This is a genomic window from Youngiibacter fragilis 232.1 (assembly GCF_000495435.3).
Lineage (GTDB): Bacteria > Bacillota > Clostridia > Clostridiales > Clostridiaceae > Youngiibacter > Youngiibacter fragilis.
Map to the genome: position 1 here is coordinate 61,028 of NZ_AXUN02000198.1, position 20,978 is coordinate 82,005.

Sequence of the window (20,978 nt, forward strand, 5' to 3'; positions counted from 1 at the left end):
TGAAAAATGAGCGAGAAGATCAAGCTGCTTTTAAACACATTCACCAGGGACGAGGACAGGACAGTATCAGCAAGGTTCATGGCATCTGACGAGGTAAGGAAGGCAAGAAGCTTCCACGAAAGCTTCAGGGAATATGAAGTGACGCCGCTAGTGGCGCTGGACAGCCTTGCAAAAAGGCTGAACCTCAAGGGGATATATGTAAAGGACGAATCCTACAGGTTCGGGCTGAATGCCTTCAAGGTGCTTGGTGGGTCCTATGCAATGGGAAGCTACCTGGCGCAGAAGGTCGGAAAGGACATATCCGAGCTGCCATATGACAGGATGGTCTCTGACGAGGTGAGGGAAGCGGCAGGTGACGTGACATTCGTTACCGCAACTGACGGAAACCATGGCAGGGGCGTTGCATGGACCGCGAACAGGCTTAAGCAGAAGTCAGTGGTATACATGCCAAAGGGCTCGTCGGAGATAAGGCTCAAGAACATCCAGGCAGAAGGTGCGGATGCTTCCATAACAGACATGAACTACGATGATGCCGTAAGGCTTGCGGCAAAGTATGCCGACGAGCACAACGGTCTTGTGGTCCAGGATACTGCCTGGGAAGGCTATACTGACATACCGACTTGGATCATGCAGGGCTATGCCACAATGGCACTGGAGGCCAAGGAGCAGCTCATGTCCCTTGGAGTGGAAAGGCCTACCCACATATTCATCCAGGCTGGCGTAGGTTCACTTGCGGGAGCGGTTCAGGGCTTCTTCGCGATGGAATATCCTGACGACGTGCCGGTGACGACTGTAGTCGAGCCTGACGAGGCAGCCTGCTATTACCTTTCAGCGAAAGAAGGCAGGATGTCATCTGTCGGAGGGGACATGCAGACCATAATGGCAGGACTCGCATGCGGTGAACCCAACAAGCTTGGCTTCGACATCATAAGGAATTACTCCACGGCATTCCTGTCATGCCCTGACTATGTTGCGGCTGACGGAATGAGGGTACTTGGAAATCCTCTCGGAAAGGACACGAGGGTCATCTCAGGCGAATCAGGCGCAGTTACGCTTGGAGCGCTGTACAGGATAATGACCGATGAGCACTATGCGGAGTACAGGAAGAACCTGAAGCTCGATGAGAATTCAAGGGTGCTCCTGTTCTCCACCGAAGGCGACACTGACCCCAAGAAGTACAGGGAAATCGTCTGGCTTGGACATGACAGCGAGCTTCTGCAGAAATAAAATTTGATTTGACCAGGAAGCTGCATTTTTGATTGCTGACTCCTAGTGAGCCAAAGCCTGAATGCAGACTAAGATACCAAGGTAAGGAGAGAAAATGGGAGACAGAATGAGGACCATACCGTTCGGGGACCTTCTCGAATGGATGATGAAGGAATACAGGGAGGAAGGAAAGGTTTTCGGCCTCCAGAAGAACAAGTTCTACATAAGCAGGGACAAGGCGAAGATGGGGACTGCTTTCGGAATGAGCCTGGGGTCAGGGACAGGACCTGCGGCAGGACCTCATACGCAGCTCGCCCAGAACATACTGACCGCATATCTTGCCGGTGGAAGGTTCATTGAGCTCAAGACCGTCCAGAAGCTTGACGGTGAGTTCATGAGGGAAGCAATAGCCAAGCCCTGCATAAACGCGGAGGATGAGGGCTACAATGTGGAGTGGTCCACCGAGCTTAAGGTGGAAGAGGCACAGAGGGAGTACATCAAGGCATGGGTACTCTGCCATGTTGCGATGAAGGAGTTCGGCATAAGTGAGGAGAGGGACTTCGCCTTCAACATGAGCGTAGGCTATGACCTTGAAGGGATAAGGACTGAAAAGATAGACTCGTTCATAGAAGGGCTCAAGGATGCGAGGAAGGTTCCTTTCTTCAATGAATGCCTTGAGACCCTCAGGGAAAAGGCAGGCCTGTTCGACAGCTTCAAGGCTGCGGACATCGGCAGCATATCGCCTGTCGTCTGCACAACCCTTGCGCTTTCAACGCTTCATGGCTGTCCGGTACAGGAGATTGAAAGGATAGCCACCTATCTTCTGGAAGAGAAGGGAATCAACCTTTTCATCAAGTGCAATCCGACGCTGCTCGGATACGAGTATGCGAGGGAGCTCCTTGACAGCCTTGGCTACGGTTACCTGTCATTTGACGACCACCACTTCAAGGAGGACCTTCAGTTCGATGAAGCCGTAGCGATGCTGAAAAGGCTGATGGAAAAGGCGAGGAGCAAAGGCCTGATATGCGGGGTGAAGCTGACCAACACATTCCCGGTAAGGATCGAAAGGAAGGAGCTTCCCGGAGAGGAGATGTACATGTCGGGAAGGTCGCTGCTGCCGCTTTCGATCGGAGTCGCAAGGAAGCTCGGCAAGGCCTTTGCAGGCAGTCTTCCAATGGCTTTCTCAGGCGGAGCCGATGCTCTCAACATGAAGGAGCTGCTGGATACTGGAATACAGCCAGTGACGGTGTGCACGACCCTGCTCAAGCCAGGCGGCTATGCAAGGCTAAGCCAGATTGCTTCAACCACTGCAAAGAAGCTTGAAGGTGCCTACAGGGGCATAGACCCTCTGAAGCTGGAAGCCCTTTCTGACACAGTCCTTGCGGACGAGAGGCTCAGGAAGGATTTCAGGGAAGGGACTCTCTCAAGGAAGACCGGCTCGAAGCTTCCTTTATTCGACTGCTTCAAGGCTCCATGCATGGGCGAAGGAAACCTCCCGCATACTGACGAAGGCTGTCCCCTCGGGCAGAACATACCGGAGTACCTGAAGCTCGCTGGAAGAGGGGATTTCGGGAAGGCCTTTTCAGTCATAGCGAAGGACAACCCTTCACCATCGATACTCGGCAATCTGTGCAGCCACCCATGCCAGAGCCACTGCACCAGGGTCGACTACGACAGGACTCTGCAGATAAGGTCCGTGAAGAAGCTTGCTTCTGACAATGCCCAGGAGAACTTCATTGAAGGCCTGGGAAGAGCCGCTGCCAAGTCCGGAGCGAAAGCCCTTGTCATCGGTGCAGGCCCTGCGGGAATGTCAGCAGCGCTGTTCCTCCAGAGAAATGGCATCAGGACCGTAGTATTCGAAAAGGAAGACAAGGCGTACGGGCAGGTCAGGTACCTGGTACCGGGATTCAGGATCTCAGATGATGCGATAGACAGGGACTTCTCCCTTGCTGAAAAGCTTGGAGTGGAATTCAGGTTCGGCTGCAGTGAGGAGCATGACATTGAAGCCCTTTCAACGGAGTATGACTATGTGGTCGTAGCGACAGGACCGGTTCTTGACGTCGAAGGGGAAGGGGAGCTTCACGGCAGGAAGGCATCTCAGGCGTCTGAGATATTAAGGGCTGCGAAAGCTGGGCACCTGAAGGCTGAAGGAAGGGTTCTCGTTGCTGGATCAGGATTCCAGGCGCTTGACGCTGCAAGGGTCCTTAAGAGGGAAGAGAAGGTCACATCAGTCGCTATTCTCGGATCATATGGTGAAAAGGCTGACTGGGTGCCATTCGATGAGAAATCACAGCTTTCACTTGAAGGTATAGGCTTTGTTGACACCATCGGGGAGGCCGGAAGAATAGACCTTATTGTCAACGGAGACTCATTCCCTGCGAGGTATGCGGGGAAGCCCAAGCAGAGCAACGTATTCTATGCCGGTGAATGCAGGACAGGCTCAGGTGCAATGGTAAGCGCCTCTGCCGATGGAAAGGCTGCAGCCCGTGAGATCCTCAGAAGGGAAGGCATAGAGGATGACATGAGGGAGTTCAGGCTTGAACTTAAGCCGCAGGACATATACATCGCAAAGGGGGCCTTGAGGAAGAGCCTTAGTTCCAAGGAAGAGGGAAGCAGATGCCTGAGGTGCCACGATATCTGCGAAATATGCACTGAGGTGTGCCCTAACAGGGCCAATGCTGCGATTGAAGCTGAAGGCTTCGGCAACCTCCACCAGATAGTACATATCGACGGCATGTGCAACGAATGCGGTAACTGCACCTTCTTCTGTCCTCACGCAGGGGAGCCCTACAGGGACAAGTTCACTGTATTCTGGACTGAAGAGGATTTCCAGGACTCAGGGAATACCGGAATCCTTAAGGCCGGCAGTACCTTGAAATACAGGGACACTGAAGGGAACGTGCTTACGTTTGAAGGAAGACCGGAAGGGCTTGAACCCAAGGTGATGAGCATAATCGGTTCACTTCTCGACAAGTATCCGCATTATCTGCTGGATATGGACGGGAGGTAAAGAGATGATAATTGGAAATGGAAGAGTGATAACCTGGGACAGGGACAATCCGTTCTTTGAGAACGGAGGAGTCCTTGTCAAAGGAGCCCTGATTGAAAAGGTAGGGGACTTCAGGGAGCTCAAGGAGCTTTATCCCGATGAGGAGATTGTTGACGTAGCGGGAAGGCTGATCATGCCGGGGATGATCAACATGCATACCCACATATACAGCGCCTTCGCCAGGGGGCTGAACCTTGGCAAGCCAACCCCTGATTTCATGAAGATACTGGAGAACATGTGGTGGCACATAGACAAGCGCCTGACGCTTGAGGATACGAGATACAGCGCATACGGGACACTTGCAGAATCCATAAGGCTCGGTGTAACTACCGTCGTGGACCACCATGCAAGCCCCTTCCACATCAGGGACAGCCTGTTCACGATAGGAGAAGCGGCCAGGGAGCTGGGCGTAAGGGCATCACTCTGCTACGAGACATCGGACCGCGACGGAATTGAGGCTGCAGAGGAAGGCATTAGGGAGAACATCGAATTCATAAAGGCTTGCAGGAAAGACGGCGGCAGCATGCTTAAGGGTATGTTCGGAATGCACGCATCCTTCACGCTTTCTGACAGCACCCTCGAGAAGGCAAGGTCTGAGATGGATGGCCTGGACTCAGGCTACCACATCCATGTGGCGGAAGGGATCGACGACGAGATCCTTTGCGAACGTGACCATGGCAAAAGGGTGGTGGAAAGGCTGGAGGGATTCGGGATACTTTCGGACAAGTCACTTGCCATCCACTGCGTGCATGCTGACGACAATGAGCTGGGGATACTGAAGTCGACAAACTGCAATGTCATCCATAATCCAGAATCAAACATGGGGAATGCCGTCGGTACTTCGCCTGTTGTGAAGATGATGGGGATGGGGATCAAGGTAGGCCTTGGAACCGACGCCTACACCAACGACATGTTCGAATCACTGAAGGTTTCAAAGATACTCCAGAGCCATGCACTGAAGGATCCCCAGGTAGGCTTCATGGAGGCCTTCAGGATGCAGTTCGAGAACAACAGGGACATTGCGGGAAGGATCTTCGGGGCCGAGCTTGGAATACTCAGGGAGAATGCCTGCGCTGACATCATAACCCTTGACTATGACCCCCTGACTCCCATGAACGGAAACAATCTGGCCGGACATGTCATATTCGGCATGAGCGGCTATCAGGTCAGGGACACCATGATAAACGGAAGGTTCGTCATGAAGGACAGGATAATTACTACGATCGACCTTGAGAAGACAATGGCGAAATCCAGGGAGGTCTCAAGGAGGCTGTGGGACAGGCTTTAGGAATTTGCAAATGTTTCAGGCTGCCTTTTTTTGCAGCCTGAAATTCGGAATCATCGATGATTATCTTCGTGTGAATGATATAATGAATCGATATGCCAGAATGTTGGCTGTCAAAAATAAAAACAGGAAGTGAATTATGAACACCAAAAACACGACAAACACTTCTCTATTCGATTTTTTCGGGAAGCCCGCCTGGGGAAAGGCAGTACCTCTTGGAATACAGCATGTACTCGCGATGATAGTAGGTAATGTGACACCTTCGATAATGGTCGCTGCGACTACCGGACTGACAGTTGACGAGAGGACTCTTCTGGTCCAGACAGGAATGTTCATCGCAGGACTAGCAACCTTCATGCAGATATTCTCATTCAAGAGGATCGGAGCCAAGCTTCCGGTCATAATGGGAGTATCCTTCTCCTACATTCCTGTACTCCTGGCAATTGGAAAGGAATACGGGATCGCAGCAATTTTTGGCGCCCAGCTCATAGGATCGCTTGCAGCAGTCCTTATGGGATTCTTCATCAAGCCGATAAGGAGATACTTCCCGCCGATAGTTGCGGGTACGGTTGTCCTTACTATAGGCCTTTCACTTTATCCCATCGGAATAAACTACATGGCAGGGGGAGTCGGACAGCCTACTTATGCATCGCTGACCAACTGGGCAGTGGCCCTTGTAGTAATGGCGACGGTGCTGATCTGCAACAATTTCGGAAAGGGCATCTTCAAGCTGGCTTCCATCCTTGTCGGTATAGCAGCAGGTTACGCGCTTTCACTCGCGCTTGGAATAGTGAACTTCGCTCCCCTTGAGACTGCAAAGTGGGTTGCGCTTCCACAGCCTCTGCATTTTGGTATCCAGTTCGTGCCTACCGCAATCGTGTCCATGATAGTCATGTATGTCGTGAATTCCATTCAGGCGGTTGGAGACTTCTCGTCAACTACTGTCGGAGGAATGAACAGGGAGGTAACTGACGACGAGCTTTCCGGAGGAATTGTATCCTATGGGATGTCAAGCTTCGTTGCGGCTATTATCGGGGGTCTCCCGACAGCCACATACAGCCAGAACGTTGGAATAGTAGCAAGCACGAAGGTCGTTGCAAGAAGGGTTTTCATCATAGCGGCGTCAATAGTAATAGCTGCCGGCTTCATACCGAAGTTCGGTGCCCTGATGACGACGATCCCTTACGCGGTACTTGGCGGTGCGACCATATCTGTCTTTGGAATGATCACAATGACAGGAATTAAGCTTATAACACAGGATGAGCTGTCAACCAGGAACATGTCAATAGTGGGACTGTCGGTGGCCCTTGGAATGGGCATGACCCAGGTCCCTGCATCACTCGCGATGTTCCCTGCATGGTTCCTCATGGTGTTCGGAAAGTCGCCGGTCGTAATCGCGACGCTCATGTCACTCATCCTCAACATAGTGATTCCAAAGAAATCACTGGTCCAGGAGCAGAAGGAAAGGGAAGACCTGGACAGCAAATAGGACTGGCAAGATAATCGAAGAAAGCCATATACTTAAGGCAGGGACAGGAATGTCCCTGCCATATTCAAATTCATGGGGGTAAAGCATGGATACGATAATAAGGAACGGATTGGTTTCAGGTCCGACGGGACCTGAAAGTTATGACATTCTCATAGTCGGAGGAAAGATAAAGGCTGTGGGAACTGACCTCGACCCTGAGGGTCGTGAGGTTATCGATGCCAGAGGCTGCCTGGTCGTACCGGGAGGTGTCGACGTCCACACCCATTTTGATCTGCAGGCAGGGACGCACAGGGCGGCTGATGACTTCCTTACAGGTACGGTAGCGGCGGCATGCGGTGGAACCACAACCATTGTGGACCATATGGCCTTCGGGCCGAAGGGATGCAGCCTGAGGCACCAGGAGGAGGCTTATCATGGGCTTGCAGACAAAAAGGCAGTAATAGATTACGGCTTCCATGGAGTACTGCAGCATGTGGATGACAAGGTCCTGAGGGACCTTCAGGAAATGGCCATGGATGGGATACCAAGCTTCAAGGCCTATATGACCTATGACTTCAGGCTGTCGGACAAGGACATCCTTAGGGTGATGGAGACTGTGAAGAAGGCAGGGGGCGTCCTTGCGGTACATGCCGAGGAGCATGACAAGATCGAGAATCTCCGTAAGACCTTTGTAGAGGAAGGTAAGACTGAAGCCATATACCATGCCATGAGCAGGCCGAACCAAACCGAATCTGAAGCCGTAGGAAGGCTCATACGCCTATCGGAAAGGGCAGGTTGGCCAAACCTGTACCTTGTACATATATCGGCCAGGGAGAGCCTTGAGGAGGTCAGGAGGGCAAGGGGGAAAGGAGCTATGAACATATTCGTCGAGACCTGCACCCAGTACCTCATGCTTACGGAGGACAGGTACAGCCTGAAGGATGGGGAGTCCCTGAAGTATGTGATGTCACCGCCGCTTAGGAAGCAGGAGGACATTGATGCTCTCTGGAAGGGAATAGCCGATGGGGAGGTCCAGGTTGTCGGCACCGACCATTGCCCGTTCTTCTTTGAGGAAAAGCTGATGTTCGGTTCAGGCGACTTCACGAAGTGCCCGAACGGTGGTCCCGGAGCGGAGGAGAGGATGAGGCTCCTATTCTCTGAAGGTGTCATGAAGCAAAGGATAAGCCTTCAGAGGTTCATAGAGGTCACATCCCTGAACCCGGCAAGGATCATGGGGCTTTATCCCGAAAAGGGGACTTTGGAGCCAGGTGCAGATGCTGACATATGCATTATCAATCCGGAAAGGTCTGGAACCTTCAGTGCAGAAACACTTCACGGGGCCGCAGGATATACCCTTTATGAAGGGTTGGAGTATACCGGGGAAGTCGAGCTTGTGATGCAAAGAGGAAAGGTCATCGTAAAGGATGGAGTATTTCTGGGACAAAGGGGAGATGGCCGATACCTGAAGAGAAGGGTGCCATCTGTCTGAAAGGGCTTGAAACGCTGATTCGCGGCTGTAATTTCAAGGCTGAGATTGAGTTTGTGATTGCATATTGGTATGATAGAGTTAATGATTTAATGAGGATGTGCGCTGATGGATTGGAAGATGGATTTTTTGTCAAGGCTTGCGAACGGGCTTGCAAAGCAGTTCGGAAGCAATTGCGAGATTGTAATACATGACCTGGAAGGGGGAACAAAGGAAAGCTCGATAATCGTCATAGAGAACGGGCATGTGTCAAACAGGAAGGTAGGGGACGGCCCTTCATCAGTAGTCCTCGAGACACTGGCCAAGGACCCGGCTGAGGTTGAGGACCAGCTTTGCTACCTTACAGAGGTAGATGGAAAGATGCTCAAATCAAGCACCATATACATAAGGGACGATGAGGGCAACATAACCGGCATACTGGGAATAAACTACGATATTTCAAGGATGGTCATGTTCCAGAATGAGCTTAACGACATCCTGATGGTAGACTCGGCATCATCCAAGGAATCCAGGCACATACCCCATGACGTCAACAGCCTGCTGGATGACCTGATTGAGCGTGCTGTGAAGGAAGTGGGGAGTCCTGTGGCCTACATGTCCAGGGAGGACAAGATAAGGGCAATCAAGTATCTGGACTCACACGGGGCGTTCCTTATAACAAAGTCAGGCGACAAGATCTCCAGCTACTTCGGCATATCGAAATACACCATGTACAGCTATCTTGACAAGGAAAAGGATAAGGAAAGGGAATAGGAAAGTCAAAAGCAGCAGGTGAGTCCTGCTGCTTTCCTTATTTCAACCACCGACTGCAAAACAGAAAAGGGGACAAAGGTGTTACGCCTTTGCCCCGGTTATCTCTTCTATGCCTTTCTTATGAACGTTCCTGTCTTACCGTTGATTCCATCCTTTGCCTTTTCAAGCAGAGTGATGAGTGCGGTGCGGTTCTCTCCTGAGGAGGCAAACTCGACTGCAGCCTGAACCTTTGGCAGCATGGAGCCCGGAGCGAAATGACCCTCGGAAATATACTGCCTGGCTTCTTCAACGCTTATTGCGTCAAGCCACTTCTCGTTCGGTCCCCTGAAGGCTATGGCGACCTTCTCAACAGCGGTGAGGATTATCAGGTAGTCAGCATTGAGCTCCTTTGCAAGCAGTGCGCTGGCAAAGTCCTTGTCGATGACTGCGGCTGCACCCTTGAGGTGGTTGCCTATCCTTGTGACGGGAATTCCTCCTCCTCCGCATGCTATTACAATCTCCCCTGATTCCAGGAGGTTCCTGATCGTATTGATCTCAATTATCTCCTTTGGCATCGGTGATGCAACGACTCTCCTGTATCCCCTGCCAGCATCCTCCATGACCTGGATTCCGTTTGCCTTCGCATACTCAAGCTCCTCCTCGTTCATGAAGTGTCCGATGGGCTTTGATGGATTGAGGAACTTAGGGTCGTCTGAATCCACTCTCACCTGAGTGATTACAGTCGCAACCGATTTGGGGATCCCTCTTCCAATGAGCTCTTCCCTCAGAGCGTTCTGGAGGTCGTAGCCTATGTATGCCTGGCTCATGGCAACGCATACTGAAAGAGGGGTGAAGGTCGGATGCTCCTTGTTGGAGCGTCCGTACTCTGCCATTGCCTCGTTGATCATGCCGACCTGGGGACCGTTTCCGTGGGAGATAACCACTTCATGCCCTTCCTCTATGAGGTCCGCAATTGCCTTTGATGTGTGCTTGACAGCTATCATCTGCTCCGGAAGGTTGTTTCCGAGGGCGTTTCCGCCAAGGGCTATCACTATTCTCTTCTTCATTAGGAAATATCCTCCCGATGTTTACTCGTGCTTTCTTGCCTTTGCTTCTTTTTCAAGAGCAAGTAGTATAGCCTGTGGATTCTCGAACTTTGCAAGGAATATCATGGCTGCTATGATATACGGCTTGTAGCTTGCTTCCTTGTATAGAGGAGTCCTGTACCTGTCGAATACTGTTGCGGCAACCTCGCCTTCCTTGCAGCTGACGCCTGAGATGTCAGCCGGCAGGCAGTGCATGTAGAGTGCCTTTCCGTCCTTTGTGAGCTTCATGAGCTCTTCTGTACACTCCCAGTCCTTGTGTTCTGCGTTTTGCTTGAGGAGTTCCTTCTCGAGTGCCTTTATTCCGTCGAAGTCATTGTTTGCATAAAGGTCGGTTCTCTTCTCCATGGCTATGAAAGGAGCCCAGCTCTTCGGATATACTATGTCGGCATCCTTGAACGCCTCTGCCATGTCGTTTGTCTTTGTGAAGGATCCGCCTGACTTTTCTGCGTTCGCCCTTGCGACCTCTTCAACCTCTGACATTATCTCGTAGCCTTCAGGATGTGCAAGCACTACGTCCATACCGAACCTGGTCATGAGACCTACGATTCCCTGTGGAACTGAAAGCGGCTTTCCGTAGGACGGTGAGTAAGCCCATGACATTGCGATCTTCTTGCCCTTCAGGTTCTCGACTCCGCCGAACTCATGGATGATATGGAGCATGTCAGCCATTGACTGTGTTGGATGGTCGATATCGCACTGGAGGTTGACAAGGGTAGGTCTCTGCTCGAGGACTCCGTCCTTGTTTCCGTCCTGTACTGACTGTGAGACTTCCTGCATGTATGTGTGGCCCTTGCCTATGTACATGTCGTCCCTTATTCCTATTACGTCAGCCATGAAGGAGATCATGTTTGCAGTCTCCCTGACTGTCTCGCCATGAGCTATCTGTGACTTTCCTTCATCAAGGTCCTGTACCTCGAGTCCGAGAAGGTTGCAGGCTGACGCGAAGGAGAACCTGGTCCTTGTGGAGTTGTCCCTGAATATGGATATTCCGAGTCCTGACTCGAATACCTTTGTGGAGATGTTGTTCTCCCTCATGTACCTCAGGGCGTCTGCAACTGTAAAGAGTGCCTCGATGGAGTCGTCTGACTTGTCCCAGGTAAGGAAGAAGTCGTCGTTGTACATTTCCTTGAAGTTAAGGCTGTTCAGCTTTTCGATATAATCATTCAGAGTTTTCATCAATATGCTCCTTTTGCGCTTTCTTGCGCTAAAAATTTTTATTTGTCCTGCCGGAGGCCTTAGATAGGGAAATCCGGCAGGATGATCACCTGTATGGCTATTTGCAGTATATGGTCGGAAGGGCTGCATATACTGCCGCGCACTTCACAAGGTCTTCCTTCCAGGTCATCTCGTTGGGGGCGTGAGCCTGAGCTTCCGCTCCAGGTCCGAAGCCTATGACAGGTATGCCGTTTCTTCCCATTATGGCAACTCCGTTGGTCGAGAAGGTCCACTTGTCAGTGAGAGGCCTTGCCTTCCTCATCGCATCGCAGTTCTCGGCTCCGCTCCTTGTTGTCCCGTAGAGTCCGTTGTACGCCTCTTCCATGGCTTTCGTGACATCATGGTCTTCAGGTATCACCCATGTCGGGAAGTAGCACTCGATAGGGTATACGAGTCCTGTGTAGCTCGGCCTGTCATAATCGTACATGCTTACAGTTGCGTTGTACTTCTTTACTGCAGGAAGTGCCCTTATCTCGTCAAGGCAGCTTTCCCAGGTTTCGCCTGCAGTCATTCTCCTGTCAAGGGATATGGAGCAGGAATCAGCAACGGCGCATCGGCTTGGTGATGTGAAGAATATCTGGGAGGTTGTAACTGTTCCTCTTCCAAGGAAGTTGGCTTCCTTGTACTCAGGGTTGAACTTCTCATCAAGCATCTTCACGAGACCCTTGATCTCCTTGTCGTCTGCAGCGTCATTCTCGTTGAGGTCGCGTACGTTAGTGAGTATCTCAGCCATCTTGTATATGGCGTTGTCTCCTCTTTCAGGTGCCGAACCGTGGCAGGAGATTCCCTGAACGTCGACCCTTATCTCCATACGGCCTCTCTGGCCCCTGTAGATCCCTCCGTCAGTAGGCTCTGTCGAAACCACGAACTCAGGCCTTATGTTCCCTTCCCTTATGATGTACTGCCAGCAGAGTCCGTCGCAATCCTCTTCCTGAACAGATCCGACAACAAGAGCTGTGTACTTGTCGCTGAGGAGCCCCAGGTCCTTCATGATCTTTGCTCCGTATACGGATGATACTATTCCTCCAAGCTGGTCTGAGGTTCCGCGTCCGCCGATTTCAGTGTCTGTCTCATAACCTTCATATGGATCGAAGTTCCAGTTTGCCCTGTTTCCGATTCCAACCGTATCGATGTGGGCATCGAAGCCGATTAGTGTCTTTCCAGTACCCATGTATCCGAGGATGTTTCCCATCGGGTCAATCTCGATCCTGTCGAAGTCAAGAGCCTTCATCTCAACTTCTATCCTCTTGATGACGCCTTCCTCTTCTGCGCTTTCACCAGGTATTGCCACCAGGTCCCTAAGGAATTTGCTCATGGCTGGCTTGTAGGCTTCAGCCGCTACTTTGATCTTTTCGAAATCCATCGTTTCTTTTCCTCCATTTTTTAAGGATGCGGATGCTTCTTTTGATTGTCTCCGAGTTAGCGAAGCACCAGAAATACGGCAGGCAGTTTGGTATTTATCAAATAATGTTGTTAATGTAATCGATGTCTCAAACTTATGATACCATAACAGGATTACAAATCAATAGAAAAACAAAAAAACTTTTAGTTAACAACAAAAATTTTTAGCATACCAAAATAATCTGCCGAAAGCTTATATCCAGGCGCTTCCATGATGCCTGTATAGCATCTTCTGATGATGTTCCATGGAATATTACAGAATGTTCACTTCATGTTTACGCCTTCATGGTAACATGCAGGATAATCAGGTATGGGAGTAATAAGCTAAAGGACTTCATGGAGGTATGAAATGATAATTGCGAGATGGAACGGGATAGAGATCGCGAAAAGTGACAGGACAGTAATTGTTGAAGGCAACCATTATTTTCCGAAGGAGGATGTTGACCGCGGTTTTCTTGAGGAATCCACGAAGCACACAACATGCCCGTGGAAGGGTGTGGCAAGCTACTATACAATAGCTGCCGGCGGCAGGAAAAATCCAGATGCTGCATGGTATTATCCCGAACCTAAGGCTGAAGCGACTATGATAAAGGACAGGATAGCCTTCTGGAAGGGTGTGGAGGTTACGGAGGCCTGAACATAATTGGAGGAAGAAGGAAATAACTTGCGGATTAAAAAAGCTGTTGACTGTATTTTTTCCGCATGTTAGTATTAATCGAATTAAATAGGCCTTTAACTGAACACGAGAGGTTTGGAAGGCGAAAACTGCACATAAGTGATTGTGGTAGCCTTCTTTGCTTGCGAAGAAGGCTTTTTTGTTCCTTTAAAATGTTACTGCGATAACAAGAAGGAGGCAGAACCTATGACAAATATCAGGCACCTGGTAGAACCGGAAAACTTCACCCTTGAGGAGATCGAGGATCTCATCGATAAAGGGCTCAGCATGAACGCTGACCCAAAGCCTTATGCGAACGTATGTCAGGGAAAGATAATGGCATCACTGTTCTTCGAGCCGAGCACAAGGACCAAGCTCAGCTTTGACAGCGCCATGATGAGGCTTGGAGGACAGGTCCTCGGCTTCAGCGACGCGTCAACAAGCTCAACTTCAAAGGGAGAGTCACTTGCAGACACGATAAAGGTGGTAAGCGGCTATTCGGACATCATAGTGATGAGGCACCCTAAGGAAGGCGCACCTCTGCTTGCGACCCACTTCACCGAAGTTCCAATAATAAACGGAGGAGACGGCGGACACCAGCATCCGACCCAGACCCTCACTGACCTTATAACAATCAAGAAATACAAGGGTAAGCTTGACGGCATGAAGATCGGCTTCTGCGGTGACCTTAAATACGGAAGGACAGTCCACAGCCTCATAAGGACACTTGCAAGGTTCGGGAACAAGGAGTTCTACCTGATATCCCCTGAAGAGCTGACACTCCCTTCATCGCTCAAGGCTCAGCTTGAGAAGCAGGGCGTTAAGCTCATAGAGATGAGGTACATCGAGGATGTCGTGGAAGAGCTTGACATACTCTACATGACAAGGATCCAGAAGGAAAGGTTCTTCAACGAATCTGACTACATTAGGCTCAAGAACTCCTACATACTGGACAAGGATAAGATAAAGGCAGCGAAGAGCGACATGATAATCCTTCATCCGCTGCCAAGGGTCAACGAGATATCCAATGAAGTGGATACTGACCCGAGAGCGCTCTACTTCGAACAGGCCAAGCTTGGCGTATACATCAGGATGGCCCTTATATGCAAACTCCTGGAGGTGGGACCATATGCTAGAGGTTAAAGGCATTGACAATGGGATAGTCATAGACCATATAAGCGCGGGAAACGGCATCAGGGTGTTTAACAGGCTGCTTGCAGAAGACATCGATACTCCGGTCGTACTCCTCATCAACGTGGAAAGCAAGAAGCTGGGCAAGAAGGACATCATAAAGCTTGCGGATGTATTCGACATCAACCTTGACATACTGGGTCTCATCGACCAGAACATAACAGTCAATGTTGTCAAGGATTCAAAGATAGTGGAGAAGTACATGGCGGTAATCCCTGACGAGGTCACAGGCCTCTTCAGCTGCGACAATCCAAGATGCATCTCGAATTCAGACTCCTATGCGGTACCGAAGTTCAAGTTCTTCGAGAAGAACGGGGCTGCAAAGTACATCTGCAGCTACTGCGAAGAGATAACGAAGTTCAGGCTGTAGGAAAAGCAATATTATTGATTTAAAAGGACATGCAGGATAATTCCGGCATGTCCTTTAAATCATTCTGAAAACATTATTCCAATATATATCCTCATGCTGTCCAGAAGCTCGCTTACCTTCACCTTCTCATTCTCCCTGTGGACGCACGAGAGGTCGCCCGGTCCGAGTATGAGGCATTCGATCCCTTTTCTCCTTAATATCGAACCGTCTGTGGTACCTGCGAAGAAGGTGGTGCTGAAGGGGATACCTGCTGCAAAGAAGGCTTCCCTGACCATACGGAGGCTATCTGAATCATCATTCACCTTCCAGCCATACCTCATGTCCATGATGACATATGACACGTCATAGCCTGGGTTTTCAAGCTTCAGACTTTTGATGATGCTGTCGAGCCTTATCCATATATCCCGTGGGTCGTGGTCAGGCACGAGCCTCGCATCAAACTTAAGCTGCAGCTCGTCCGGGACCACGCATGGCTCGACTCCTGCATGGATAGAGAGCGGCTGCCAGAAGGAGCTTCCATATTCTGTTCCTTCGTAGATTGAAAAATCCTCCTCATCCATCAGGTTCATGAGCTTCCTCGCAAGGTCAATTGCATTCTGACCCTTGCCCAGGGAGCCGTGGCCTGTGCCTCCCTGGATCGATATGGTCCCGTAGGTCCTTCCCTTTCCTGCAGTACACACCATTAGTCCTGTAGGCTCGCAGACGATGAGGAGGTCGAGCTTGTCAAGGAACCGTTCTTTAAGGAGCGCCTTTGAGCCCTTCATGCCATCCTCTTCATCAACTGTTGCAATAAGGTATATGTCATTTGGAGGAACAGCTCCGCTCTCCTTTACAGCTGCCATTGAAACCATGGCCGAAGCAAGGCCGCCCTTCATGTCAGATGAACCTCTCCCGTGTAGGAAGCCGCCGGAGATCTCACCTGAGAAGGGGTCGGAGGTCCATCTGAGAGCTTCCCTCGGGCTTACAGGCACCACATCCATATGGCCTGTGAAGGCTATGGCTCTTGTGCTGTCCTTTCCCGGAATCCGGGCAACGATGTTCCTGCGTGTCCCTTCAACCTCGAAGCTTTGAGCTTCAATTGAATATGACCTGAAGAAATCGAGGAGATAAGCGATGACCTCCTGTTCACTTCCGGGCGGGTTCACGCTCCTTATCCTGACAAGGTCCCTTGCTGTCTTTAAAAGCAGCCTTTCATATCGTCCAGTCACAATTGGATTATCCATGTTTTTGCCTTCCTTCATGTATCTTTTTCATTCAATCCCCTCAATTATATCCCTGTCCTTACACGATTTCATCCGCATAACCAATGCCTGCTGGAAAAAACTGGCAGTGTGGTCTATAATACAGGTAAGAAACTCAGGAAAAGGAAGACAGATATGGATTCAGACAAGGTCTTACGGGACCACTCTATAAAAATCACCAAGCCGCGTGTGGCGATATATGACATATTGCTGAGTCTCGAAAAGGGAATTGACGCTGAAGGGATATATTCCATGTGCACCGACATGGGGCTTTTCGTAAACCTCAGCACGGTCTACAGGACCCTTGAGCTTTTCGAGGAGAAGGGTCTCATTTCCAAATATGACCTGGGAGAGAAGAAGTACAATTACAGCCTGAAGAAGGGCAGCCATATACATAACCTGGAGTGCGTAAGCTGCCACAGGCTTCTCGACCTCGAATGCCCCATGAAGCAGATCGAGGAGCTGGTCTCCAGAGAGACCGGATTCCACCTTACTGAGCACAGGCTTGAGCTCAAGGGGATCTGCAGCGAATGCATGGCAAAGGGAAGGGGAAACAGATGATCGGAATAGTGAGGAACAACAGGGTCCTCTTTGGACTGATAACCTTCGTATTCTTGCTGTCGACAGCAGCGATGCTGTTCGACCTTGAGATCAGGCTGGGGAACATATTCAACTTTTCGCGTGATAACTTTGGGATAAACCTTCCTGTGTTCTTCGCGATGGTTGCACTTGCCACCATCACGGACAGGAACCTTAACAAAAGAAGAAGAAAATGAGATTACCACCCACGACAGCAGGTATTTTGCAGATTGCCTCATCGGGGTGTTTTTCTTTGGAGCGGGTGCAGTCAAATCCTGATGCAAAGGAGTGATTCAGATGGCTAAGCCAAGACCTTCGATAGAAAGGGAATTAAAGAAGCAGGTGGACCTTACGAGGAAGAACGGCAGCCTTAATCCAAAGGCAATTGGCTGGGCCAGGGAACCGCTCATTAAAAGTGCGGTAACCGGGTCATGGCTCCGGAAGAAGAAATGGAACTACTGGTGCATAGTCAGCCCGGAGGTCCTATTCTCCGCTACCGTGTCAAACCTTGACTACATAGGAATGGTGTTCACTTATTTCCTTGACCGGGAAACCATGAAGTTCACTGAGAAGACCATATCCAAGCCTTTCGGCAAAGGCTGCAGCATGCCTGAAAATGTCAATGAGACTGTGGAGTATTATGATGATGACAACCTTGTGGCATTCTACAGGATGAGGACCTATACGAAGATAGACGTAAAATGCGTGGATTTCGGAGGCCAGGTGCTGGATGTCGAGCTTAACGTGACTGCGCCTGATGAGCACGAGACACTTAATGTGGTCGTCCCCTGGACCAGGTGGAGATACCAGTTCACCTCCAAGCAGAACTGCCTCAGGGTGGAGGGCCACATAAAGGTGGGTGACAGGAAGTACATCCTGAAGAAGGAGGACTCATATGCGACACTTGACTTCGGAAGGGGAAAGTGGCCGTATGACTCAAAGTGGCAGTGGGGAACCGCATCAGGTGATACGAACGGAACGAATGTGGGACTGAATCTCGGAGGTACCTGGACCGACGGCACTGGAATGACTGAGAATGGTATCGTGGTAGACGGGAAGCTCACCAAGATAAGGGAGAACATGGAGTTTGGCTTCGATACCTCTGACAGGATGAAACCCTGGGTGATTAAGTCGAAGGATTCGGATTCAGTGGACCTTGTATTCACACCGGAATATGAGCGTGTGGCCAAAACCAAGGTGCTGTTCCTGATGTCAGAGGTACACCAGTTGATGGGGACCTACTCAGGCCATGTGACTGACTATACCGGGAAGCGGATTGAAATAGAGTCACTCTATGGAAGCATAGAGGACCATGCGGCAAAGTGGTAGTTTCCATATAGTCTGGCATTTCAAGGGATATGTCTTAATTTTATCCTCATCAGGTTCATATCATCTGATGGAAATGCCTATGCTAATTCCTCATCGGGTTCATCACAAGTGAAATTACCATGGTCGCGACACTCATTATTGCGATGGCTCCTCCAGGTGCGCTGTCAAGGTAGTAGGAGAGGATGAGCCCTGCAAGGACATCTGTAACGCTTACGGCTACCGCTATTGCAAGGGTCCTCGAGAAGCCCTTCCTGAACTGCATGGCAGAGGCCACAGGAAGTACTATGAGCGATGAAATGACAAGTATTCCTGTTATCCTTATGGATGCGGAGATTGATGCTCCCATGAGGAGCGCGAAGATATAGTTGACTGTCTTTACCCTTATTCCGGAAACCTTTGCCCCATCCTCGTCGAAGGTGGAGTATATCAGCTCGCTGTAGAACCTCGCGACAAGAAGGCTTGATGCGATGGTTACAGCAAGGACCAGAAAAAGGTCATCGACGGTAACTGTCAATATGCTTCCGAACAGGTACTGTGTGATGCTTGCACTGGCGCTTCCGCTTGATACGAGGATTATGGCGATGCCGACGCTCAGAGTCATGACGACTGACATCAGTATCTCGGAATATCTCTTGAACGAGTCACGCATGTATTCGATCATGACTGCCGCTAGGGTGGTGAATATCACTGAAGTTATTGTAGGGTGAATGCCTATGACAAGCCCGATCGCGACTCCGGCGAAGGACGAATGGGCAAGTGTGTCGCCTATCATAGAGAACCGCCTGAGGACCAGGAATATCCCTATTATCGGGCAGAGCAGCGCTATGAGGAAGCCAGCTGCAAGGGCGTTCTGCATGAATGGAAGTGAAAGCATCAGAGCACCTCCCTGCTGAAGAACAGCATGTTGTCAACGTCCTCATGCTGTATGTTCCTCTTGAAGGTAGCGATGTCGTAGATCGCACCCTTCTGTTCGCCCATCCTCAGGATGTAATCGGAGTTGTGGATGGCGGCCGAGATGTTGTGTTCAACAGCGACTATGGTGACACCTCTGTCCCTAAGCTTCTTCAGTATCTCCCTGACTTCCTTCTGGCTCCTTGTGTCCATGCCTGTGGATGGCTCGTCGAGCACTATGACCTCAGGGTTTCCGAGAAGTGCCCTTCCGATGAACACCCTCTGCTGCTGGCCTCCAGAAAGGTCGCCTATAAGGGAATGCTTCTTATCCAGCATTGATACGTCCTCAAGTGCCTTGTCAATCCCTGACCTGTCCTTCAGGCCGAGGGCGTGCAGGTGTATCCTGTATACCTCCTCGACGGTTATGGGGAACTGGGAATTGAAGCTCTCCATCCTCTGGGGGACGTAGCCGATCCTGTCGGTGCTGATCCCTATGGATCCTTTTATAGGCTTGAGGAGTCCTAAGGCGAGCTTAACGAATGTTGACTTGGCTGAGCCGTTCTCTCCTATTATCGATGTGAGCTTTCCTTTTGGTATCCTAAGGTCAAGGTCCTTTATGAGATATGGCTCTTCTCCCGAATACGAGAAGGAGAGCCCCTTCGCTTCTATCATGAAATCCTCCGAAATGGCAAAAAAGATTTGTATGCCTGCCCACAAAGATTTGTATGCTTCTTGACAACAGGCATCCATGCTTATATTATATTCATTGATGCGAATCATTTGCAACTCATGGAGGTTAATTTTGAAAAGAAAGTTTAAGATAGCGGCAGCGGTACTCGCTGCAATGGTGGTATTCACTGCGTGCTCGGGAGAGAAGGGTGATGCGGTTGGGAAGATTTCCGTCTCGACAACGATCAATCCTGTCCACCAGATAGTAACTATAATAGGTGGCGACAAGGTAGAGGCATCGAGGATGGTCCCTGCGGGAAGCGAGGCGCACGATTTCGAGCCGACCATAAGGGACATGGAGACACTGTCCAAATCCAGTATCCTGTTCATAAGCGGACTCGGCATGGAGCCCTGGGCTGACAAGGCAAAGGAGACCACAGGGTCAAAGGGTCTGGTTACAGCTGAGCTCTCTTCAGGGATCGGCCTTATAGGCCTTGAGGAGAACGGACACGAGGGTGAGGAAGAGGAGCACGGTGACTTTGACCCTCATGTATGGCTGAGCCTGGACGGAATGGTAACCATGGCCGAGAACGCTGAGAAGGCGCTTAGCGCCGCAAGCCCTGAAAATGCGGAGTATTTCAGGAAGAACCTGGAAGCCTTCAGGAAGGATGCCCTTGCACTGAAGGAGGAGTATCTTCCGAAGTTCGCACCATATCAGGGGAAGGCCTTCGTGACAGGCCATGCTGCCTTCGGGTACATGTGCAGGGAGCTGGGACTTGTCCAGATGTCAGTCGAAGGGCCTTTCCAGGAGGGGGAACCTACTCCCAAGAAGCTGGAAGAACTGATAAACTTTGCTAAAGAGAATGGGATAAAGACAATTTTCCTTGAAGAGCAGGCATCTCCCAAGGTATCGGAGACACTTGCGAGGGAGGTAGGGGCATCCACAGAGACGCTCAATCCTCTCGAGAGCGAAGGGGACCTTCTTCAGACAATCAAGGAGAATTACGACAAGATACTGAAGAGCATGGAATAGGCCGGCATGGGGATATGCTGGAATAACTGAAAAATGACATATGGGGAGGGGAATTGTATTCCCCTCCCCATA

At 50.5% G+C, this 20,978-nt stretch carries 19 protein-coding genes; 13 read left to right on the forward strand and 6 right to left on the reverse strand.

The genetic code is table 11. From position 1 onward, the window contains the following. The first annotated feature begins 6 nt into the window (after positions 1 to 6). The 6 genes from dpaL (at position 7) to T472_RS14225 (ending at position 9,247) form a co-directional block, all read left to right on the forward strand. Positions 7 to 1,227, forward strand: a complete 1,221-nt coding sequence (dpaL, locus tag T472_RS14200) for a diaminopropionate ammonia-lyase (protein ID WP_023387090.1) — start codon at positions 7 to 9, stop codon at positions 1,225 to 1,227. A 94-nt stretch (positions 1,228 to 1,321) separates the two neighbouring features. Then, positions 1,322 to 4,216 (forward strand): putative selenate reductase subunit YgfK, encoded by a 2,895-nt coding sequence (gene ygfK, locus T472_RS14205; protein ID WP_023863667.1) that lies wholly within the window; start codon positions 1,322 to 1,324, stop codon positions 4,214 to 4,216. 4 nt (positions 4,217 to 4,220) lie between these two features. Then, positions 4,221 to 5,543, forward strand: coding sequence for a putative aminohydrolase SsnA (gene ssnA, locus T472_RS14210; RefSeq protein ID WP_023383906.1), 1,323 nt, complete (start codon positions 4,221 to 4,223; stop codon positions 5,541 to 5,543). Positions 5,544 to 5,679: 136 nt separating this feature from the next. After that, on the forward strand, positions 5,680 to 7,029 hold the full coding sequence (locus tag T472_RS14215; protein ID WP_023383904.1) for a uracil-xanthine permease family protein: 1,350 nt from the start codon (positions 5,680 to 5,682) through the stop codon (positions 7,027 to 7,029). A gap of 85 nt (positions 7,030 to 7,114) precedes the next feature. Continuing rightward, on the forward strand, positions 7,115 to 8,497 hold the full coding sequence (hydA, locus tag T472_RS14220; RefSeq protein WP_023383903.1) for a dihydropyrimidinase: 1,383 nt from the start codon (positions 7,115 to 7,117) through the stop codon (positions 8,495 to 8,497). Positions 8,498 to 8,602: 105 nt separating this feature from the next. Then, entirely contained in the window at positions 8,603 to 9,247 is a 645-nt protein-coding gene (locus T472_RS14225; RefSeq protein ID WP_023383902.1) for a helix-turn-helix transcriptional regulator, read from the forward strand. A 107-nt stretch (positions 9,248 to 9,354) separates the two neighbouring features. On the opposite strand, the gene arcC is transcribed toward T472_RS14225, so the two are convergent. The 3 genes from arcC to T472_RS14240 all read right to left on the reverse strand — a co-directional run bounded on the left by arcC (position 9,355) and on the right by T472_RS14240 (position 12,910). Continuing rightward, a complete protein-coding gene (gene arcC, locus T472_RS14230) occupies positions 9,355 to 10,293 on the reverse strand; it encodes a carbamate kinase (protein WP_023383901.1) in 939 nt (312 codons plus the stop codon). 21 nt (positions 10,294 to 10,314) lie between these two features. Continuing rightward, complete coding sequence (gene ygeW, locus T472_RS14235) at positions 10,315 to 11,508, reverse strand: knotted carbamoyltransferase YgeW (RefSeq protein WP_023383900.1); 1,194 nt, start codon at positions 11,506 to 11,508, stop codon at positions 10,315 to 10,317. Between the two features lie 97 nt (positions 11,509 to 11,605). Continuing rightward, a complete protein-coding gene (locus T472_RS14240; protein ID WP_023383899.1) occupies positions 11,606 to 12,910 on the reverse strand; it encodes a YgeY family selenium metabolism-linked hydrolase in 1,305 nt (434 codons plus the stop codon). Between the two features lie 387 nt (positions 12,911 to 13,297). Here T472_RS14240 and T472_RS14245 point away from each other — a divergent pair, with 387 nt between their 5' ends. From T472_RS14245 to T472_RS14255, 3 genes are all read left to right on the forward strand, one after another. Then, positions 13,298 to 13,585 (forward strand): DUF427 domain-containing protein, encoded by a 288-nt coding sequence (locus tag T472_RS14245; RefSeq protein ID WP_023383898.1) that lies wholly within the window; start codon positions 13,298 to 13,300, stop codon positions 13,583 to 13,585. A 225-nt stretch (positions 13,586 to 13,810) separates the two neighbouring features. Beyond that, positions 13,811 to 14,746, forward strand: coding sequence for an aspartate carbamoyltransferase (gene pyrB, locus T472_RS14250; RefSeq protein ID WP_023863668.1), 936 nt, complete (start codon positions 13,811 to 13,813; stop codon positions 14,744 to 14,746). Next, on the forward strand, positions 14,733 to 15,164 hold the full coding sequence (locus tag T472_RS14255; RefSeq protein ID WP_023388424.1) for an aspartate carbamoyltransferase regulatory subunit: 432 nt from the start codon (positions 14,733 to 14,735) through the stop codon (positions 15,162 to 15,164). The genes pyrB and T472_RS14255 overlap by 14 nt, the downstream gene beginning before the upstream one ends. Positions 15,165 to 15,223: 59 nt before the next feature. On the opposite strand, the gene T472_RS14260 is transcribed toward T472_RS14255, so the two are convergent. After that, a complete protein-coding gene (locus tag T472_RS14260; protein WP_040907738.1) occupies positions 15,224 to 16,405 on the reverse strand; it encodes a M20 family metallopeptidase in 1,182 nt (393 codons plus the stop codon). A gap of 135 nt (positions 16,406 to 16,540) precedes the next feature. Here T472_RS14260 and T472_RS14265 point away from each other — a divergent pair, with 135 nt between their 5' ends. From T472_RS14265 to T472_RS14275, 3 genes are all read left to right on the forward strand, one after another. After that, on the forward strand, positions 16,541 to 16,966 hold the full coding sequence (locus T472_RS14265; protein WP_023388426.1) for a Fur family transcriptional regulator: 426 nt from the start codon (positions 16,541 to 16,543) through the stop codon (positions 16,964 to 16,966). After that, entirely contained in the window at positions 16,963 to 17,181 is a 219-nt protein-coding gene (locus T472_RS14270) for a hypothetical protein (RefSeq protein ID WP_023388427.1), read from the forward strand. Before T472_RS14265 ends, T472_RS14270 begins: the two co-directional genes overlap by 4 nt. Before the next feature lie 100 nt (positions 17,182 to 17,281). After that, complete coding sequence (locus tag T472_RS14275) at positions 17,282 to 18,313, forward strand: DUF2804 domain-containing protein (RefSeq protein WP_023388428.1); 1,032 nt, start codon at positions 17,282 to 17,284, stop codon at positions 18,311 to 18,313. Positions 18,314 to 18,395: 82 nt separating this feature from the next. Here T472_RS14275 and T472_RS14280 read toward each other — a convergent pair whose 3' ends face one another. Both T472_RS14280 and T472_RS14285 read right to left on the reverse strand, forming a co-directional pair. Continuing rightward, positions 18,396 to 19,187, reverse strand: coding sequence for a metal ABC transporter permease (locus tag T472_RS14280; protein ID WP_023388429.1), 792 nt, complete (start codon positions 19,185 to 19,187; stop codon positions 18,396 to 18,398). After that, positions 19,187 to 19,876 carry a metal ABC transporter ATP-binding protein gene (locus T472_RS14285; protein ID WP_023388430.1) on the reverse strand — a complete coding sequence of 230 codons (690 nt, stop codon included), beginning with the start codon at positions 19,874 to 19,876 and terminating at the stop codon, positions 19,187 to 19,189. The genes T472_RS14280 and T472_RS14285 overlap by 1 nt, the downstream gene beginning before the upstream one ends. Positions 19,877 to 20,006: 130 nt before the next feature. On the opposite strand from T472_RS14285, the gene T472_RS14290 reads away from it, so the two are divergent. Then, positions 20,007 to 20,906: a metal ABC transporter solute-binding protein, Zn/Mn family gene (locus tag T472_RS14290; RefSeq protein ID WP_023388431.1), complete on the forward strand. Its 900-nt coding sequence runs from the start codon at positions 20,007 to 20,009 to the stop codon at positions 20,904 to 20,906. The last annotated feature ends 72 nt before the right edge of the window (positions 20,907 to 20,978 follow it).

What these genes read in the sequence shown, in the direction of transcription:
- dpaL (WP_023387090.1), top strand. Translation starts at nt 7, where the DNA reads ATGAGCGAGAAGATCAAGCTGCTTTTAAACACATTCACCAGGGACGAG.
- ygfK (WP_023863667.1), top strand. Translation starts at nt 1,322, where the DNA reads ATGGGAGACAGAATGAGGACCATACCGTTCGGGGACCTTCTCGAATGG.
- ssnA (WP_023383906.1), top strand. Translation starts at nt 4,221, where the DNA reads ATGATAATTGGAAATGGAAGAGTGATAACCTGGGACAGGGACAATCCG.
- T472_RS14215 (WP_023383904.1), top strand. Translation starts at nt 5,680, where the DNA reads ATGAACACCAAAAACACGACAAACACTTCTCTATTCGATTTTTTCGGG.
- hydA (WP_023383903.1), top strand. Translation starts at nt 7,115, where the DNA reads ATGGATACGATAATAAGGAACGGATTGGTTTCAGGTCCGACGGGACCT.
- T472_RS14225 (WP_023383902.1), top strand. Translation starts at nt 8,603, where the DNA reads ATGGATTGGAAGATGGATTTTTTGTCAAGGCTTGCGAACGGGCTTGCA.
- arcC (WP_023383901.1), bottom strand. Translation starts at nt 10,293, where the DNA reads ATGAAGAAGAGAATAGTGATAGCCCTTGGCGGAAACGCCCTCGGAAAC.
- ygeW (WP_023383900.1), bottom strand. Translation starts at nt 11,508, where the DNA reads ATGAAAACTCTGAATGATTATATCGAAAAGCTGAACAGCCTTAACTTC.
- T472_RS14240 (WP_023383899.1), bottom strand. Translation starts at nt 12,910, where the DNA reads ATGGATTTCGAAAAGATCAAAGTAGCGGCTGAAGCCTACAAGCCAGCC.
- T472_RS14245 (WP_023383898.1), top strand. Translation starts at nt 13,298, where the DNA reads ATGATAATTGCGAGATGGAACGGGATAGAGATCGCGAAAAGTGACAGG.
- pyrB (WP_023863668.1), top strand. Translation starts at nt 13,811, where the DNA reads ATGACAAATATCAGGCACCTGGTAGAACCGGAAAACTTCACCCTTGAG.
- T472_RS14255 (WP_023388424.1), top strand. Translation starts at nt 14,733, where the DNA reads ATGCTAGAGGTTAAAGGCATTGACAATGGGATAGTCATAGACCATATA.
- T472_RS14260 (WP_040907738.1), bottom strand. Translation starts at nt 16,405, where the DNA reads ATGAAGGAAGGCAAAAACATGGATAATCCAATTGTGACTGGACGATAT.
- T472_RS14265 (WP_023388426.1), top strand. Translation starts at nt 16,541, where the DNA reads ATGGATTCAGACAAGGTCTTACGGGACCACTCTATAAAAATCACCAAG.
- T472_RS14270 (WP_023388427.1), top strand. Translation starts at nt 16,963, where the DNA reads ATGATCGGAATAGTGAGGAACAACAGGGTCCTCTTTGGACTGATAACC.
- T472_RS14275 (WP_023388428.1), top strand. Translation starts at nt 17,282, where the DNA reads ATGGCTAAGCCAAGACCTTCGATAGAAAGGGAATTAAAGAAGCAGGTG.
- T472_RS14280 (WP_023388429.1), bottom strand. Translation starts at nt 19,187, where the DNA reads ATGCTTTCACTTCCATTCATGCAGAACGCCCTTGCAGCTGGCTTCCTC.
- T472_RS14285 (WP_023388430.1), bottom strand. Translation starts at nt 19,876, where the DNA reads ATGATAGAAGCGAAGGGGCTCTCCTTCTCGTATTCGGGAGAAGAGCCA.